The 16,705-nt window shown below is 67.0% G+C and carries 17 protein-coding genes; 7 read left to right on the plus strand and 10 right to left on the minus strand.

The features are described from left to right. Nucleotides 1-7: 7 nt before the first annotated feature. The 8 genes from LNV23_RS15340 to trpE form a co-directional block, all read right to left on the minus strand. Complete coding sequence (locus LNV23_RS15340; protein WP_263517681.1) at nt 8-745, minus strand: GntR family transcriptional regulator; 738 nt, start codon at nt 743-745, stop codon at nt 8-10. Between the two features lie 10 nt (nt 746-755). Beyond that, nucleotides 756-1,688 (minus strand): glucosamine kinase nucleotide-binding domain-containing protein, encoded by a 933-nt coding sequence (locus LNV23_RS15345; RefSeq protein WP_263563771.1) that lies wholly within the window; start codon nt 1,686-1,688, stop codon nt 756-758. A gap of 315 nt (nt 1,689-2,003) precedes the next feature. Continuing rightward, nucleotides 2,004-2,723: a uracil-DNA glycosylase gene (locus LNV23_RS15350; protein WP_263563772.1), complete on the minus strand. Its 720-nt coding sequence runs from the start codon at nt 2,721-2,723 to the stop codon at nt 2,004-2,006. Between the two features lie 4 nt (nt 2,724-2,727). Then, complete coding sequence (gene trpC / locus LNV23_RS15355; RefSeq protein ID WP_263563773.1) at nt 2,728-3,525, minus strand: indole-3-glycerol phosphate synthase TrpC; 798 nt, start codon at nt 3,523-3,525, stop codon at nt 2,728-2,730. Between the two features lie 34 nt (nt 3,526-3,559). Beyond that, entirely contained in the window at nt 3,560-4,600 is a 1,041-nt protein-coding gene (trpD, locus tag LNV23_RS15360) for an anthranilate phosphoribosyltransferase (RefSeq protein WP_263563774.1), read from the minus strand. Nucleotides 4,601-4,612: 12 nt separating this feature from the next. After that, on the minus strand, nt 4,613-5,638 hold the full coding sequence (gene ltaE / locus LNV23_RS15365; RefSeq protein WP_263563949.1) for a low-specificity L-threonine aldolase: 1,026 nt from the start codon (nt 5,636-5,638) through the stop codon (nt 4,613-4,615). A gap of 14 nt (nt 5,639-5,652) precedes the next feature. Next, the gene (locus LNV23_RS15370; RefSeq protein WP_263563775.1) at nt 5,653-6,237 is read right to left on the minus strand and encodes an anthranilate synthase component II; all 585 of its coding nucleotides are present in this window, start codon (nt 6,235-6,237) and stop codon (nt 5,653-5,655) included. A gap of 3 nt (nt 6,238-6,240) precedes the next feature. Beyond that, nucleotides 6,241-7,740 (minus strand): anthranilate synthase component I, encoded by a 1,500-nt coding sequence (gene trpE, locus LNV23_RS15375; protein ID WP_263563776.1) that lies wholly within the window; start codon nt 7,738-7,740, stop codon nt 6,241-6,243. Nucleotides 7,741-8,203: 463 nt separating this feature from the next. On the opposite strand from trpE, the gene LNV23_RS15380 reads away from it, so the two are divergent. Beyond that, nucleotides 8,204-8,836 carry a chalcone isomerase family protein gene (locus LNV23_RS15380; RefSeq protein ID WP_263563777.1) on the plus strand — a complete coding sequence of 211 codons (633 nt, stop codon included), beginning with the start codon at nt 8,204-8,206 and terminating at the stop codon, nt 8,834-8,836. Here LNV23_RS15380 and gph read toward each other — a convergent pair. Next, nucleotides 8,808-9,476 (minus strand): phosphoglycolate phosphatase, encoded by a 669-nt coding sequence (gene gph / locus LNV23_RS15385; RefSeq protein ID WP_263563778.1) that lies wholly within the window; start codon nt 9,474-9,476, stop codon nt 8,808-8,810. The two genes, LNV23_RS15380 and gph, sit on opposite strands and share 29 nt — an antisense overlap. Nucleotides 9,477-9,572: 96 nt before the next feature. Between gph and LNV23_RS15390 the strand changes: the two genes are divergently transcribed. After that, a complete protein-coding gene (locus LNV23_RS15390) occupies nt 9,573-10,232 on the plus strand; it encodes an aspartate/glutamate racemase family protein (protein ID WP_263563779.1) in 660 nt (219 codons plus the stop codon). A 30-nt stretch (nt 10,233-10,262) separates the two neighbouring features. On the opposite strand, the gene LNV23_RS15395 is transcribed toward LNV23_RS15390, so the two are convergent. Then, nucleotides 10,263-11,285, minus strand: a complete 1,023-nt coding sequence (locus LNV23_RS15395) for a DnaJ-like protein C-terminal domain-containing protein (protein WP_263563780.1) — start codon at nt 11,283-11,285, stop codon at nt 10,263-10,265. Nucleotides 11,286-11,526: 241 nt separating this feature from the next. On the opposite strand from LNV23_RS15395, the gene LNV23_RS15400 reads away from it, so the two are divergent. The 5 genes from LNV23_RS15400 (at nt 11,527) to LNV23_RS15420 (ending at nt 16,704) form a co-directional block, all read left to right on the plus strand. Then, nucleotides 11,527-12,672: a PEP-CTERM sorting domain-containing protein gene (locus LNV23_RS15400; protein WP_263563781.1), complete on the plus strand. Its 1,146-nt coding sequence runs from the start codon at nt 11,527-11,529 to the stop codon at nt 12,670-12,672. A gap of 122 nt (nt 12,673-12,794) precedes the next feature. Beyond that, complete coding sequence (locus LNV23_RS15405) at nt 12,795-13,106, plus strand: hypothetical protein (RefSeq protein WP_263563782.1); 312 nt, start codon at nt 12,795-12,797, stop codon at nt 13,104-13,106. Between the two features lie 90 nt (nt 13,107-13,196). Further along, the gene (locus tag LNV23_RS15410; RefSeq protein WP_263563783.1) at nt 13,197-14,327 is read left to right on the plus strand and encodes a PfkB family carbohydrate kinase; all 1,131 of its coding nucleotides are present in this window, start codon (nt 13,197-13,199) and stop codon (nt 14,325-14,327) included. Further along, nucleotides 14,324-15,265 (plus strand): pseudouridine-5'-phosphate glycosidase, encoded by a 942-nt coding sequence (locus LNV23_RS15415; RefSeq protein ID WP_263563784.1) that lies wholly within the window; start codon nt 14,324-14,326, stop codon nt 15,263-15,265. The genes LNV23_RS15410 and LNV23_RS15415 overlap by 4 nt, the downstream gene beginning before the upstream one ends. A gap of 113 nt (nt 15,266-15,378) precedes the next feature. Then, on the plus strand, nt 15,379-16,704 hold the full coding sequence (locus tag LNV23_RS15420) for an efflux RND transporter periplasmic adaptor subunit (protein WP_263563785.1): 1,326 nt from the start codon (nt 15,379-15,381) through the stop codon (nt 16,702-16,704). The last annotated feature ends 1 nt before the right edge of the window (nt 16,705 follow it).

Below are 16,705 nucleotides of genomic sequence, written 5' to 3' on the forward strand. Positions count from 1 at the left end.
CCTTCGCCTATCCCTCGCGCCGCATCTCGGCGACAAAGTCGTAGTAATCGCTGCGGCAGTAGGAATGCGTCAGCTCGACGGCATGACCCGATTCCAGATAGCCCACACGGGTGATGAACAAGACGGCCTGGCCGACCGGCACTTCCAGCAGGCTGGCGAGTTTGGTGTCGGCGTTGATGGCGCGGATGTGCTGCAGCGCGCGCACCGGGGCACCGCCGAGCTTGGCCAGGTGTTCGTACAAAGAGGCTTGCACCGCGGCTGGGTCCGGCAGGACCGTCTCGGGCAGCACGCTGACCTCATAGGCCATGACCACGGTGTCGGCCAGGCGCAAGCGCTCCAGGCGCGCCACGCGCTCGCCGGTGGACAGGCCCAGGCTCAGCTGCTCGTCCGGCGCGGCCGGCGTGAAGCTGCGGGTCAGCCAGCGCGAGCTGGGCTTGAAGCCTCTTTGCTGCAGCTCTTCCGAGAAGCTGGTCAGGCGCGAGAGCGGCTGCTCCAGCTTGGGCGCGATGTAGTTGCCCGAGCCGCGCTTGCGGATGATCAGGCCTTGTTCCACCAGGCGGTCGATGGCCTTGCGCGCGGTCACGCGCGACAGGTCCAGCGATTCCGACAGCACCCGCTCCGAGGGCAGCGCCTCGTCGGCGTGGTAAACCCCTTCGCGGATGGCCTGCGCCAGCTTGTGGGCCAGCTGCATGTACAGCGGCGAAGCGGCGTCCGGATCGGGCTTGAATTGAAATGCGATGCTCATCACGAAATCCTCAGCGTTGCAGTGCGCTGCGCACCAGGTGCAGCGCACCCTCGGCCGAGTCACCTCGAGGTGACACGCAGCGGGCACGAATGGTGCCTGAGAATTCGGAACTCAAACGCACAGCGATGCTGCCGCACAGCGCCAGAGGCAGTTCAGATTGAGGATCCAGGGCGTGGGCGAGGCGTTCCAGCTCGCTCACGGCGTCGGCCACAAAGCCCGCCGCCACCGGATCGTTCGGGGCGTGATCAAAGACCAAGGGGGCCAGGCTGGCATAACCATGCTGGCCCGCGGCAGCGCACCAGGCCAGGATGGTGGCGCGATCCTGACCGGCCACAGCCCAGACGGCACGGGCCAGCGCACCGGGCTCGGCGCGTCCGTCCAGCGCCTGCTGGGCGTGGCGCATGGCCTTCAGGCCCAACCAGGCGCCGCTGCCCTCGTCACCGCAAACCCAGCCCCAGCCGCTGATGTAGGCGCGCTCGCCATTGCGGCGCAGGCCTTCACCGATGGTGCCGGTGCCGGCCGCGACCACCGCGCCGGGCTCGCCGCCATGGGCGCCCAGCAAGGTCGTGAAACCGTCGTTGTCCAGTGCCACCAGGGCATAGCCGGGCTGCAGGGCCGAGAAGGCCTCGACCTGCGCCTCCACGCCCGTGCCTGACAGGCCCAGACCGATGGCGCAACGCGACAGATCCAGCTCACCCAGGCCCGCTTGCGCAGCTGCGGCCTGCACGGCCTGCTGAATGTGACGCCAGGCTTGCTCGGCGCCTTGCCCCAGGGCCGAGGGGCCGGACTCGCCCTGCCCCAGAAGCACACCGGCCCGGTCGCTCAAGCGCACGCGGGTGCCGGTACCGCCACCGTCCACCCCAATCAGGTATAGCACCGCCGCCGAAAGATCGGAAGCTGTGGCGCCCTGAAGGGCGGGTGAACGAAGGATGACCGTTTTCATATTAATACCAGTTTAGTACCAAAAATGAAGACCCGTCAATTGCTGGAGAACCCTTGTTGCAGCTTTGCGCAAACGCGGCGTCAGAGGTACAAACTGAGGCAGTGTTGAGCGACAACACCATACCAATTTAGAACCAAGCTGGCGACTGGTAGCAGCCCGGAGTGCATGCAAATCTTGAGTCAAGCTTGAGCAGGTCTTGAAGAGGTCTTTAGAGCAAGGCCCTATTGACCGGCAAAACGACAGATTGTCGTTGACGCTGCTTTCGATTCCGGGCGCTTGGCCTCGGGGATAGCCCTGCCCCGAGGCCCTGGAAACTCAGTCCAGCGCCCAGTCCAGAGCGCGGCCGTGCTGCGCCAGAAAGGCCGCCGCAGCGCTGAAATGGCCGCAGCCGATGAAAGGCACAGGCGGCCGCAGGGCCGAAAGCGGCGAGGGATGGTTGGCCTGTAGTACGCAGTGCGGAACGGCGCCCGGGCTTTGGGCTGCCGCGATCAGCGGCGCCTTGGCCTGCGCGTACGCACCCCAGAGCATGAAGACCTTGGGCGCGGGGTCGCGCGCAGCCGCGGCGATCAGGGCGTCGCTCAGGGCTTCCCAGCCCTGCTTGGCGTGGCTGGCGGGCGCGCCTTCTTCCACGGTGAAACAGCTGTTGAGCAGCAGCACGCCGCGCTGTGCCCAGGCGCCCAGATGCGGCGACATGGGCGGCTGCTGGCCCAGATCGCGCTGCAGCTCCTTGAAGAGATTGCGCAGGCTGGGCGGCGGCGTCACACCCTCGGGCACTGAGAAGGCCAGGCCCTCGGCTTGGCCCGGCCCATGGTAGGGGTCCTGGCCCAGGATGAGCACACGGGTCTCGGCCAGGGGCGTCAGCCGCAGGGCACGCAGCGGCTCGGGCGGGTAGATCCGTGCGCCGGCCTCGCGGCGGCGCGGCAAGAAAGCCAGCAGGCGCTGGCCCTCGGCGCTGACCGCCCAGGCATCGAGCACCGGCTGCCAGCCAGGGTCCACGGGAGCCAGCAGGTCCAGATTCACAGGCTCGCCCGGCAAGGCCTCAGGCGAACAAGTCGGCCAGTGCCTCACCCGGATCGGGCGCACGCATGAAGGCCTCGCCGACCAGGAAGGCATGCACGTTCGCGGCGCGCATGGTCTGCACATCGGCCGCAGCCAGGATGCCGGACTCGGTCACCAGCAGGCGCTCGGCCGGCACGCGGTCCAGCAGGCCCAGGGTGGTGTCCAGCGTCACCTCGAACGTGCGCAGATTGCGATTGTTGATGCCGACCAGCGGGGTTCTGAGGCGCAGGGCGCGGTCCAACTCGGCACCGTCGTGCACCTCGACCAACACCGCCAGGCCCAGGCTCTGCGCCACGGCCTCCAGATCGGCCATCTGCGCATCATCGAGGCAGGCGGCGATCAGCAGGATGCAGTCGGCCCCCATGGCCCGCGCTTCAAAGACCTGGTACTCGTCGACCATGAAGTCCTTGCGCAGCACCGGCAGCGCGCAGGCCGCGCGGGCCTGCTGCAGGTAGGCGACCGAGCCCTGGAAGAACTGCGCATCGGTCAGCACGCTCAGGCAGGCCGCGCCGTGCCGGGCATAACTCTGCGCAATGGCGGCAGGCTCGAAGTTCGCACGCAGCACGCCCTTGCTGGGGCTGGCCTTCTTGATCTCGGCAATCACGGCACTGCGGCCCGCAGCGATCTGGGCGCGCAGCGCCGCTTCGAAGTCGCGCAGGTCGGCGCGGCGCTCGGCGCTCTCGGCCTCCTCGCGCAGGCTGGCCAGCGAGCGCTGGCGGCGCAGCACGGCCAGCTCTTCATGTTTGACCGCAACGATGCGGCGGAGAATGTCGGACATGGTGTGAATCGGCAGATGGAAGATGCGAGGGCGCTCAGCTGCGGGCTAATGCCTGTGTGGCGGCCACGAACTGATCGAGCTTGGCGCGGGCCGCGCCGCTGGCAATGGCCGCGCGAGCGCGGGCGATGCCGTCGGCGATCGAGCTGGCCACATTGGCGGCATACAGGGTGGCGCCGGCATTGAGCAGCACGATGTCGCGCGCCGCGCCGTCCTCATTGGCCAGGGCGCCGAGCAGCATCACGCGTGACTCCTCAGGGCCGGCCACGCGCAGGCTGCGGTTGGACACCATGGCCAGGCCGAAGTCCTCGGGGTGGATCTCGTACTCGCGCACCTCGCCGTTTTTCAGCTCGCCGACCAGGGTGGCGGCGCCCAGCGAGATCTCGTCCATGCCGTCCTTGCCGTAGACCACCAGCGCATGCTCGGCGCCCAGGCGCTGCATCACACGCACCTGGATGCCGACCAGATCGGGGTGGAACACGCCCATCAGGATGTTGGGCGCGCCGGCCGGGTTGGTCAGCGGGCCCAGGATATTGAAGATGGTGCGCACGCCCATCTCCTTGCGCACCGGGGCGATGTTCTTCATCGCCGGATGGTGGTTGGGCGCGAACATGAACCCGATGCCGGTCTGCGCCACGCTCTCGGCCACCTGGGCCGGGCTGAGCATGATGTTGGCGCCCAGCTGCTCCAGCACATCGGCGCTGCCGGTCTTGCTGGAGACACTGCGGTTGCCATGCTTGGCCACCTGCGCGCCGGCAGCGGCAGCCACGAACATCGAGCAGGTGGAGATGTTGAAGGTGTGGGCGCCATCGCCGCCCGTGCCCACCACATCGACCAGATGCGGGTGCAGGGCCGGCTCCAGCGGCACCTTGTTGGACAGCTCGCGCATCACCTGCGCGGCGGCGGTGATCTCGCCGATGGTTTCCTTTTTCACCCGCAGGCCGGCCAGCAGGGCGGCGGCCATGACGGGCGACATCTCGCCGGCCATGATGCGGCGCATCAGGGTCAGCATTTCGTCGTGGAAGATTTCCCGGTGTTCGATGACGCGGGTCAGGGCTTCGGTATCGGTGATCGGCATCTCAATTTCCTCTCAAGCGAAGTACTCGCGCACGGCCGCCACAGCGTGGTCCACACCGGCCGCATCCACATCCAGATGGGTCACAAAACGCAGGCGATAGAGGCCCGTGGCCAGCACGCCGCGCGACTTCAGATAAGGCAACAAGCCGGCAGCCCGCTCGCCCTGCTCCTCCACATCCACAAACACGATATTGGTCTGCGGCGCTTCCACGCTCAAGCCCGCAATGCCTTGCAGGCCTTGGGCCAGGCGCTGAGCCAGGGCATGGTCCTCGGCCAGGCGATGGACGTGATGGTCCAGCGCATGGTGGGCCGCTGCCGCCAACACGCCGGCTTGCCGCATGCCGCCGCCCAGCATCTTGCGCCAGCGGTGGGCGCGCTGGATCAGCGCCGCCGAGCCGCAGAGCACCGAACCGACCGGCGCACCCAGACCTTTGGAAAAGCAGACCGAAACGCTGTCGAAATGGCTGCAGATGCGCCGGGCCGCGGCGTACGGGTCCGCAGCATCCAGCGCCACCGCCGCATTGAACAGGCGTGCACCGTCCAGATGGCGCGTCAGGCCGTGCTTCTGCGCCAGAGCCGAGGCGGCAGCCAGATAGTCCAGGGGTAGCACCTTGCCGCCGATGGTGTTCTCCAGCGTCAGCAAGCGGGTGCGGGCGAAATGGGCGTCATCGGGCTTGATATTGGCCTCGATGTCGGTCAGCGACAGCGAACCATCGGCCTGGTGGGGCAGTGGCTGGGGCTGGATGGAGCCGAGCACGGCCGCACCGCCACCTTCCCAGCGGTAGGTGTGGGCGAACTGGCCGACGATGTACTCCTCACCGCGCTGGCAATGCGCCATCAGCGCCGCCAGATTGCTCTGCGTGCCGGTGGGCATGAAGAGTGCCGCCTCAAAGCCGAGGCGCTCGGCCAGGGCGCTTTGCAGCGCATTGACGCTGGGGTCGTCGCCGAACACATCGTCGCCCAGCGGCGCAGCCTGCATGGCCTCGCGCATCGCAGCCGTCGGCTGGGTGACCGTGTCGCTGCGCAAATCAACAAGCATGGTCATGGCGCTGCTCACAGGGTCAGTTGAAGAAAATTCTTCAGCATCGCATGGCCATGCTCGCTGAGGATGGACTCGGGGTGGAACTGCACGCCTTCCATCGGCGTGGCCGTACCCGCCAGTTCGCGGTGGCGCACACCCATGATCTCGCCGTCCTCGCTGCGCGCGGTGATGTCGAAGACCGCGGGCAGCGTGGCCTCCTCGATCACCAGCGAGTGATAACGGATGACGCTGAAATCACGCGGCAGGCCGTGGAACACGCCCTTCTGGTCGGTGCTGATGGTGCTGGCCTTGCCGTGCATCTGGGTCTTGGCGCGAATGATCTTGCCGCCCATGGCCGCCCCCATGCTCTGGTGGCCCAGGCAGACTCCCAAGATGGGCAGCTTGCCGGCGAAATGTTGGATGGCCGGCACGCAGATGCCGGCTTCCGCGGGCGAGCAAGGCCCGGGCGAGAACACCAGGTGATTGGGCCGCAAGGCCTCGATCTCGTTCAGGGTGATCTCGTCATTGCGAACGACCTTGACCTCCGCGCCGAGTTCGCCGAAGTACTGCACCAGGTTGAAGGTGAAGCTGTCGTAGTTGTCGATCATCAGCAGCATGGCTCAGAACCCCTCTTCCACCAGTTCAGCGGCGCGCAGCAGGGCGCGGGCTTTCGCTTCCGTTTCTTTCCACTCGAGCTCGGGCACCGAGTCGGCCACGATGCCGGCCGCGGCCGAGACGTACAAAGTCTGATCCTGCACGATGCCGGTGCGGATGGCGATGGCCAAGTCCATATCGCCGGCAAAACTCAGGTAGCCGCAGGCGCCGCCGTAAATGCCGCGCTTGACCGGCTCCAGCTCATCGATGATCTGCATGGCGCGGATCTTGGGTGCGCCCGAGAGCGTGCCGGCCGGAAAGGCGGCGCGGAACACATCCATATTCGACAAGCCCTCGCGCAGCCGGCCCTCGACATTGCTGACGATGTGCATCACATGCGAGTAGCGCTCCACCGCATAGGCATCGGTTACCTTGACCGAGCCGATCTCGGCGATGCGGCCGAGGTCGTTGCGGGCCAGGTCGATCAGCATCAGGTGCTCGGCGCGCTCCTTGGGGTCGGCCTTGAGCTCGGCTTCCAGGGCCAGGTCTTGCTCGGGCGTGCCGCCGCGCGGCCGCGTGCCGGCCAGGGGGCGGATGGTGACCTGCTGGCCCTCGGCCGTGCGCTCATGCCGCACCAGGATCTCGGGCGAAGCGCCGACGATTTGGAAGTCGCCCATGTCATAGAAATACATGTAGGGGCTGGGGTTGAGCGAGCGCAGGGCGCGGTACAGGCTCAGCGGTGACTCGGTGTAGCGCTTGGACAGGCGCTGGCCGAAGACGATCTGCATGCAGTCGCCGGCGGCGATGTAGTCCTTGGCCTTGAGCACGGCCGCTTCGAAATCGGCGCGCGCAAACTCGCGCTGCACCGGATGCGCCTGGCCGCGCTTGACCTGGGGCGCGCTGACGCTGTAGCTGAGTTTGTCACGCAGCTCGGTCACGCGCTTCTTGGCCTTGTGGAAGGCTTCGGGCTGGGCCGGGTCGGCATAGACGATCAGGTAGAGCCGGCCCGAGAGGTTGTCGATGACGGCCAGCTCCTCGCATTGCAGGAGCATCACATCGGGCGTGTCCAGGCCGCCGGTCTTTTCAGTCTTGGCCAGCTTGGGCTCGATGTAGCGGACCGCGTCATAGCCGAAGTAGCCGGCCAGGCCGCCGCAGAAGCGCGGCATGCCGGGGCGCAGGGCCACTTTGAAGCGTTGTTGGTAGGCCTCGATAAAGGCCAGTGGGTCGCCTTCATGCGTTTCGACCACGGCGCCGTCGCGGATCACCTCGGTCCTGCGCCCATGACTCTTGAGCACGGTGCGGGCCGGCAGACCGATGAAGGAGTAGCGCCCGAAGCGCTCGCCGCCAACCACGGATTCGAGCAGAAAGCTGTGCTTGCCCGAGTTGCCGCCGTAGGCGCCAGCGCCGGAGCAGAGTTTCAGGTACAGAGACAGCGGGGTCTCCAGATCCGCGAAGGCCTCGCTGATCAGCGGGATGCGGTTGTAGCCCAGGCTGGCCAGGCTTTGAAATTCAAGTTCAGTGATCATCACGTCAAACCTTGCAGGCAGGCGACGCGCCCCGGGAAACAGGTGGTGGCGGTGGCGCGGCGCATCAAACAGGAGACGACGAACGCTGGGACCGGATCAACGACAGGCGACACCCAGGTTTGGGCGCACGTGGAGCGGCGTTGATTCGGAGGCCATGGTCAGGGATGGTGTGGCGAGCGGCGCGCATGGCGGCCCGGACATCACGCCTGCGGCAAGCAGCAGGCCAAGCGGCGTCTTCTTCAGCGGAGGAAGGCAAGCGGGCAACGCCAGGGCCAGGCTCCCCGGTCGTGCGACCCCTTGATGTGCTTGCGCGTGATGAACATAGTGCGAATGAGTGTAGCAGCCCCATTCAAACAGGCGCTGGCAGAGTCTTGAGCTTGCGGCCATACTGCCGCTTACCTTTGCTTACCTCAGGGACAGCAAAGCGGAACACAACAAAGCAAAGACAACGGAGACAAGACGAATGCGTGGAATTTCTCTTCAGGCCCGCCTGGCCGCGGGCCTGTTCGCACTGACCGGCCTTTTTCTTTCAGCCGCGGGCAGCAGCGCTCTGGCCCAAACAGTGGATCTGGCGGGGGTCAAGTACGAAGCTCAAGCTGACATCGGCGGCCAGAAGCTGCAGCTCAACGGCGCCGGTATCCGCTACAAGGCCGTTTTCAAGGTTTACACCGCCGGCCTCTACATGGCCGAGAAGACCAGCAATGCCGACGCGGTGCTGGCCGCCCCCGGAGCCAAGCGCATCCATCTGGTCATGCTGCGCGAGGTGGACGGCAATGAGCTCGGCAAGCTCTTCACCAAGGGCATGGAACAGAACGCTTCGCGCGAAGAATTCGGCAAAGCCATCAACGGCGTGCTGCGCGTGGCCGAGATCTTTTCCACCCGCAAAAGCCTGACCACGGGCGAGTACTTCTGGATCGATTACGTGCCCGGCACCGGCTCCACCGTCTTCCTGAACGGAAAGCCCATGGGCGCGGCCATCAAGGAGCCCGAATTCTTCAGCGCCCTGCTGCGCATCTGGCTGGGCAAGTCGCCGGCCGACGATCAGCTGAAAGACGCCCTCCTGGGCGTCAAGCGTTCGCTGCGGGAGCGAGGCTGATCTGATCGAGCCGGTCCAGGTGCTGCATTGCGGGCAGCATTGTGATCGGCTCGCCATGGTTGTAGCCATAGCTGAGCAGCAACACCGGGCAACCGGCCGCCACCGCGGCGCGCGCATCGTTGCTGCTATCGCCAATCATCCAGGTCTCGGCAGGCGCCGTACCCAAGGCTTCGCAGGTCTTGAGCAGAGGCAAAGGGTCGGGCTTTTTGCGCTCGAAATCGTCGCCGCCAAAGACGAAATCGAAGAAGCCAGAGAGCTCCTTGCGCGCCAGCAGCTCGCGCGCGAATGCCGCCGGCTTGTTGGTCAAACAGGCCATGGGCAGCCCGGTCGCTCGCAGCCGCGTCAGGCCTTCGCGCACGCCGGGGTACACCTCGGAGAACCGCCCATTGAGCTCGCGGTAATGTGTCTGGTACAGCGCCCACGCCTGCTGGTAGAGCAGGGCCGCGTCGGCACCTACATGGTCGAGAGTACTTCGGATCAAATGCTCGCTGCCTTGCCCCACCGTGCGCTCGACAAAAGCGCGCCGCACCTCGGGCAGGCCTAACTCTGTCAACACACGGTTCAAGACCGCGACAAAATCGCCGAGGGTATCGACCAGGGTGCCGTCGAGGTCGAGGATGAAGGCGGCAGGAAGGGTCATGGCTTGAGGCACGGATCAGCAATCAGGCGATCAGAAGAGCGCCAAGCATATCGCCAGGCAGAACCAGCCCGTGCCGACCAGGGCACACTTCCACCCATGACACCCGCTCCACTTGCTTTTCTACACACGTCTCCCGTCCACATCGCCACCTTTGATCGACTGGTTCGGGCACGCGCGCCGGGCTTGTCCGTGGCGCACCATGTCGACCCAGCGCTGTTGAGCGATGCACAAACACTGGGCGCTGATTCGCCCCGCATTGTCGAACGCGTCGAGGCGGCCATGCGGCAGGCGGCGGCTGCAGGAGCAAGGGTCGTGGTCTGCACCTGCTCAACCCTGGGTGGCGCGGCAGAGCGCACCCCACTGGGAGCCGGGCGCCATGCCGCACGCATCGACCGCGCCATGGCCGACAGCGCGGTTCTGCAAGGACCACGCGTGCTGGTGGTCGCTGCGCTCGAGAGCACGCTGCATCCGACGGCCGCCCTCATCGAGGATTCGGCAGCCCATCTACAGCGCAGGGTGACACTTGACTTCCTGGCCGTGCCACCGGCCTGGGCACTGTTCCAGCGAGGTGAGCATGCCGCCTACCTCGAATCCATCGTCGCAGCCCTGCGCGCGGACGCTCGACCGGTGGATGTGGTGGTGCTGGCCCAGGCCTCTATGGCTGCCGCTGCGGAAGCGCTGATGCCTTATCGGGTGCCCATCCTGTCGAGCCCGAGCCTGGGCGTGGAACGGGTGCTGGCCCTGCTGCGGCGCTGAGTCCCAGGGCTCAAGCGCTGAAGGTCGGAGTCAGGGCAAGCGCACGCGATCGCGCTCTTCGACCCGAACTTCTTGCGCCCGGCCGCCACCGACCGAGTAGCTGATCCACAAGCTCTTGCGCTCACCCGGCGCGGGGTCAAAGCCGAAGAGGCGATTGCTGACCTCGACATCAAGACGGTCGCGGCGCATCTGAGACTGCAGGCTGTCGGTCACATCGCGGGTCTGACGGCCGACGCCGTAGCGGGCGCTGTTGATGCGCAAATCGCCGCGGTTGTAAGCACTGTCATTGCCGGCGCCCTGACCCCAGCCGCCCTGCCAACCGCCATGGCCCCAGTTGCCGCCGCCCCAGCCGGTGAACTGGTTGCCGTCCACATGGCTGTATTCGGGGTAGTCGAAGATGCGCGTTTGGCCGTCGCGGCCGCGGGCGTAGATGCGCAAGATCTTGTTGCGACCGGGATCCGGGTCGACACCGAAGACATTGTTCTCCAGCTTGAATCGCCGGTCCTGGCGGGCCAATTGCTTGAGGCGCGGCGTCACATCGACATGGTGCCGCTCGGTGCCATAGCTGGCCTGCAGGATTTGGTACTCGCCGTCATCGCTGTTCTGGCCGTTGCCGTGCCCCCACGCCGACGCCCCCGGACGCACGGGCCCTTCGCCCCAACCGCCTTGCCAGCCGCCCTGTCCCCAATTGCCGCCGCCCCAGCCGGTGAACTGACTGCCGTCTACTTCCCCGTGCTCACGGTATTCGAAGACATGCTGATCGCCGTCGCGGCCCCGTGTGTAAATGCGCAAGGTCTTGGTTTCGCCAGGCGCAGGGTCGACGCCAAACAATTCGTTGACCAGCCTGAAACGGCGATCCTGCCGGGCCAGTTCCTTGAGGCGCTGGGTGACGTCAACATGACGCAGGGCCGTGCCGTAGCTGGCTTGCAGGATCTGATAGTCGCCGTCATCTTCGCCGCGCTCGGCGGCAGCCGGCCCGGGCAGTGCCAGCATCAGCGCAAGAACCAGCCAGAGACTGCGCGAGAGGAAAAACAGACTCCGAAACACACTCACGACACACTCCTTGATGTTCTGCGCAGTTGCGGCGTCATGCCGCTTCAGGCGCGATGCACGGCAGTATCCACCCAAGCCAGGGACCGGGGCGGGGTCCCAGAAAAGTGTTTCAAATCGGGCCTGACCGCGTGAATAAGACCGGCAAGGCTTGACCCTGGCCTGCCGCGCCGCGACCATGCCTCTGGCTTTGCCCTGCGTCACGTCCGTTGCGCAAACAGGGCCGCACCGGGAGTCTCGCATCATGATGAAAACGAAGAACCGCTCAGTTTTCTTTGGCCTGGCCGCATGGACCCTGGTGGCCACATTGGCCGGCACAGCCAGCAGCGCCGCGCAGGCACAGAGTTATCAGTTGCTCGACCTGGGCTATCTGGGCGGCGGCCCCGGCGGCTTCTTCTCGCAGGCCACCGGCATCAACGCCCAAGGGCAGGTCGTGGGCATCAGCAGCGCCTTCGACAACGGCGCCTCGCGCCAGTACGGCTTTGTCTGGAACGCCGGCAGCATGAGTCCGCTACTCCCCCTGGGCAACACCGGCTTCACGAGCTACACCGGCGGCATCAACAACGCCGGCCAGATCGCCGGCACCAGCTACACCGCCGGCCAGGCGGCCGTGCACACCGTCCGCTGGCAGCTGGGCAACTCGGCCAGCACCGACCTGGGTACGGGACTGGCTTTCAGCTTCGGCAATGCCATCAACAACAGCGGCGTGATCGGCGGCCATGAGAACAACCAGGCGGCCCTCTGGTCGGCCAGCAACACCAAGCAGCTGCTGCCCTCTTTGGGTGGCAGCCAGGGTTTTGTCTATGGCCTCAATGACGCCGGCCTCGCGGTGGGCGAAAGCCTCACCACCGCAGACGTCACCAGCCGCGCCACCCTGTGGAAGGCCACTGGCCAGGCCAGCGATCTGGGCACGCTGGCAGGCGGCAGCTACAGCTGGGCCACCGGCATCAACAGTGCCGGCCATGTGGTCGGCGCCAGCGATCTGAACGGCAACCCCAACATCTCGCACGCCACGCTGTGGCGCAACGGCCAAGTCTTGGACCTGGGCACCTTGGGCGGCCAGTACAGCGACGCACGCGCCATCAACAGCGGCGGTCTCGTGGTGGGCGGCTCGTACTTGGCGGGCGACACCGTCCAGCACGCCATGCTCTGGAACGGCAGCACCTTGTTGGACCTCAACGCCTTGGTCAATGCGGCGGGCGCGGGCTTTGCCTACCTGGAAGTGGCGACCGCGCTGAACGATTCCGGCCAGATCGTCGGCAATGGCATCACGCTGAACGGCCAGACCCATGCTTTCCTGCTGACCCCGGTGCCCGAGCCGCAGACTTGGCTGCTGATGTTCTGCGGCTTGGCAGGCTTGGCCTTGCTACGCCGTCGGAAGGCGAGCTGAAGTCAGCGTAGCAGGGCAAGCACCCGAGCGGGCCTGCCGCGCGGCACCCACGCCAGAGGGCTGGCTGCCTGCTGAAGAAGCCGGCAGACTGCGCAGCTTCGCTGCATCTCTTCTTGCCCACCATGCCCTCCCCTGCCTTGCTCTCTTCGCCGCAGCTGCGCCGAGCCCTGCTGAGCCTGATCGCCTTGCCTCTGGCCGCCTGCACCGCCGTGGGCGAGGTGGCCTACGACCTGCGACTGGAGCATGAGCGCGATCGCTGCCAGGCCTTGGTGGCCAACAGCGAACGCAACAGCTGCCTGGAACGGGTGCGCAGCACCGAGCGCCAGGCGGAGCAAGTGCGCAAGCAACACGAAGACGGCAAGGACAAGCGCCCCGCCGACCGTGGTGATCTGTGCTTCACCCGCAGCACGGGCGAACGCGTTTGCCCCAACTAGGCGGTGAAGAACTGAACAAGTGAACCGGTGAAGGCGCTGCGGCAGCTAGGACATTTGTCTTTTAATAAGACATTTGTCTAGAATGCCGGCATGGACAGCAAAAAAGAGCTGCTGCTGGCATTGCTGCAGCAAGACCCCTTCATCAGCCAGCAGGCACTGGCCGAGCGCCTGAGCCTGTCGCGCTCGGCCGTGGCCGGGCATATCGCGGCGCTGACGCGCGAGGGCCGCATCCTCGGCCGGGCCTATGTGCTGCCGCAGCAGGCGCCGGTGCTGTGCATCGGCGGCGCCAACATCGACCGCAAGCTGCGCACCCTGGGCGCGCTGCAGATGGGCAGCTCCAACCCGGCCGTGATGAGCGAAAGCCTGGGCGGCGTGGCGCGCAATGTGGCCGAGAACCTGGCCCGCCTGGGCCTGCCCACCCAGCTGATCACCGCCGTGGGCGAGGACGCCGCTGGCCAGGCCCTGCTGGCGCAAGCGGCGGCCGTGGGCCTGTCCACCCAGGGCACGCTGCGCGCGGCGGACGCACCGACGGGCAGCTACACCGCCGTGCTCGATGCGGCCGGCGAGATGCAACTGGCCCTGGCCGCCATGCCCTTGGCCGAGCGCCTGGACCCGGAGTTTCTGCGCCGCAGCTGCGCCCAGCGCCAGCAGGCGCGCCTGATCGTGCTGGACCTCAATCTGCCGGCCGAGAGCATCGCCCTGCTGCTGCGTGAGGCGCAAGAGAACCCGGGCCGGCGCCTGCTGGCCGTTGCGGTCTCCGAGGCCAAGATGCGCCATCTGCCGGCCCAGCTGCAAGGCTTGACGACCTTGCTGCTGAACCGCGGCGAGCTGGCGGCCGTGCTCGGACACGCCCTGCCCGCCCATGACCCTCAGCAGCCCCTGCCCGCCCTGGCCCCGGCCCTGGCCGAGCTCCATGCCCGCGGCCTGCCCCAGCTGGTGCTGAGCCTGGGCGAGGCCGGCTTGATCTGCAGCGAGGCCGGCCAGGCCCCGCTGCATCTGCGCGCCCCGGCCGTGCCGGTCTGCGATGTCACCGGCGCCGGTGATGCCCTGGCCGCCGGCGTCTGTGCCGGCCTGCTGCAAGCCGAGGCCAGTCTGGCCAGTGCCTGCCGCCTGGGCCTGCGCCTGGCCGCCCTGACCGTGCAAAGCCCCCACACCGTTCACCCCGAGCTCAGCCCCGCGCTGCTGCAAGAGCAAGAAGATTTCACGAAGCCACACGCATGAACTCCATCTCCCGCACCACCTCCTCCGCCGATTTCCTGGTCTTCTCCGCCGAAGTGGCTGCCGCGCGCGCTGCCGGCCAGCCCGTGGTGGCCCTGGAGTCCACCATCATTTCGCACGGCATGCCTTACCCGCAGAACGTGCAGACCGCCCGCGAGGTGGAGGCCCTCATCCGCGCCGAGGGTGCCGTGCCGGCCACCATCGCCATCCTGGACGGCAAGATCCGCATCGGCCTCTCGGACGCCGAGCTGGAGCTGCTGGGCCGCTCGCCCGAAGCCATGAAGGTCAGCCGCCGTGACCTGCCCTTTGTGTTAGCCAGCGGCCGCATCGGCGCCACCACCGTGGCGGCCACCATGATCTGCGCCGAGCTGGCCGGCATCGAGGTCTTCGTGACCGGCGGCATCGGCGGCGTGCACCGCGGGGCTGAGACCAGCTTCGACATTTCGGCCGATCTGCAGGAGCTGGCCCAGACCTCGGTGGCCGTGGTCTGCGCCGGCGCCAAGAGCATTCTGGACATCGGCCTGACCCTCGAATACCTGGAAACCCACGGCGTGCCCGTGCTCAGCGTGGGCCAGGACCACTTCGCCGCCTTTTACACGCCGGACAGTGGCTTCAAGGCCGACTTCCGCCTCGACACGGCTGCCGAGCAGGCCCGCTTTCTGCGCTGCAAATGGGACCTGGGCCTGCGCGGCGGCGTGGTCGTGAGCAACCCGGTGCCGGCGGCCGAAGCCATGCCGCGCGAGGAAATCGACGCCATCACCGCCCAAGCCCTGCAAGAGGCCGAGGCGCAAGGCATCACGGGCAAGGCCGTCACGCCCTTCCTGCTGGCGCGCATCAAAGCCCTGACCGAAGGCCGCAGCCTGGCCACCAACATCGCCCTGGTGAAGCACAACGCCCGTGTCGGTGCGCAGCTCGCCCGCGCCATGCAGGCCCTGGCCTGAAGCCCATCCCCGTTCACGGAGCAGCAATACGCGCCATTTCTTGATCGCGTAAGCTTCGGCACCCCTCCCACAGTGCACCGTTTCCAGGTGCCTGCGCCGAAAGCGAACAAGAAATGCGCCTCAAGCCCATCGCCCTGAGCACCATCGTCCTGCTGAGCCTGGCCGGCGGCGGCTGGTACCTCCAGCAGCACAAAAAACCAAAGCCGGGCGCTGACAGCGCGGCGCCTGCCAGCCCCGCTTCCGCGGCCAGCGGCGCAGCCGGCAGCTCCAGCAGCAAGAGCCCGCCACAAACCGTGGGCGTCATGGCCGCCCGACTGCAGGACGTGCCGGTGACGGTGGAAGCCAGCGGCACCGTGGCCTCGCTCAAGACCGTGGACCTGCGTGCCCAGACCAGCAGCGTGGTGCGCGAGGTGCTGATCAAGGACGGCGACACCGTGCGCCGGGGTCAGGTCTTGTTCCGCTTCGACGACCGGCCGGATCGGGCCAATGTCGAGCGCGCCCGCGCCCAGCTGGCCCGCGACCGCGCCAGCTTGGCCGATGCCGAGCGCCAGTACAAGCGCGCCCAGGAGCTGCGCGCCCAGAATTTCATCGCCCCCAGCGCCCTGGACAGCAGCCAGGCCGCGGTGGAAGCGCAACGCGCCGCCGTGCAGGCCGACGAGGCCGCGCTGAGAACGGCTGAATTGAGCCTGGGCTACAACGAGCTGCGCGCGCCCATGGACGGCCGTGTCGGCCTGATCAGCGTCAACCCGGGCAGCCTGGTGCAAGGCGGCAGTGCGGCAGCCACGCCCCTGCTCAGCATCGTGCAGATGAACCCCATCGGCGTGAGCTTCAACCTGCCGGAAAACCAGCTGGCATCGCTGCTGGCGGCCACGCGCGCCGCACCGGGCGAGAAGAACCCGCCCGCGCTCGATGCCCAACTGCTGATGCCCGGCGCGCGCGGGGGCAGCGATCAAGCGGCCAAGGAACAGCCCCTGAAGGGCAAGCTCGGCTTTGTCGACAACCTCGTCGACAGCAGCACCGGCACGATCAAGGTGCGGGCCGAGTTCGACAACAGCCAGCAGACGCTCTGGCCCGGCCAGTACGTGCGCATCCGCATGACGCTGCGCACGATCAAGGACGCGGTGGTCGTGCCACAGGCGGCCATCATCCAGCGCGGCAATGAGCGATCCGTCTATGTGGTGGGCGCCGACAAGAGTGCCGAGATGCGCCCGGTACAGACCCGCTACCCCTTCGGGGACTGGATCGTGGTCGACGGGCTGAAGGCCGGCGACAGCGTGGTGGTGGAAGGCAAGCAGAACCTGCGCCCCGGCACACCGCTCAAGCCCCAGCCGGCCCAGCTGAACCCGGCCCAGGGTGGCGGCAAACGCGGGGCTGCGGCGGCAGCTGCAGCCTCTGGCGCATCTGCTTCCGCATCCGCAGCATCCGCCGCCGGAGCCTGAG

The sequence above is a fragment of the Kinneretia sp. DJ1R-11 genome (assembly GCF_025717595.1).
Classification (GTDB): domain Bacteria; phylum Pseudomonadota; class Gammaproteobacteria; order Burkholderiales; family Burkholderiaceae_C; genus Paucibacter_A.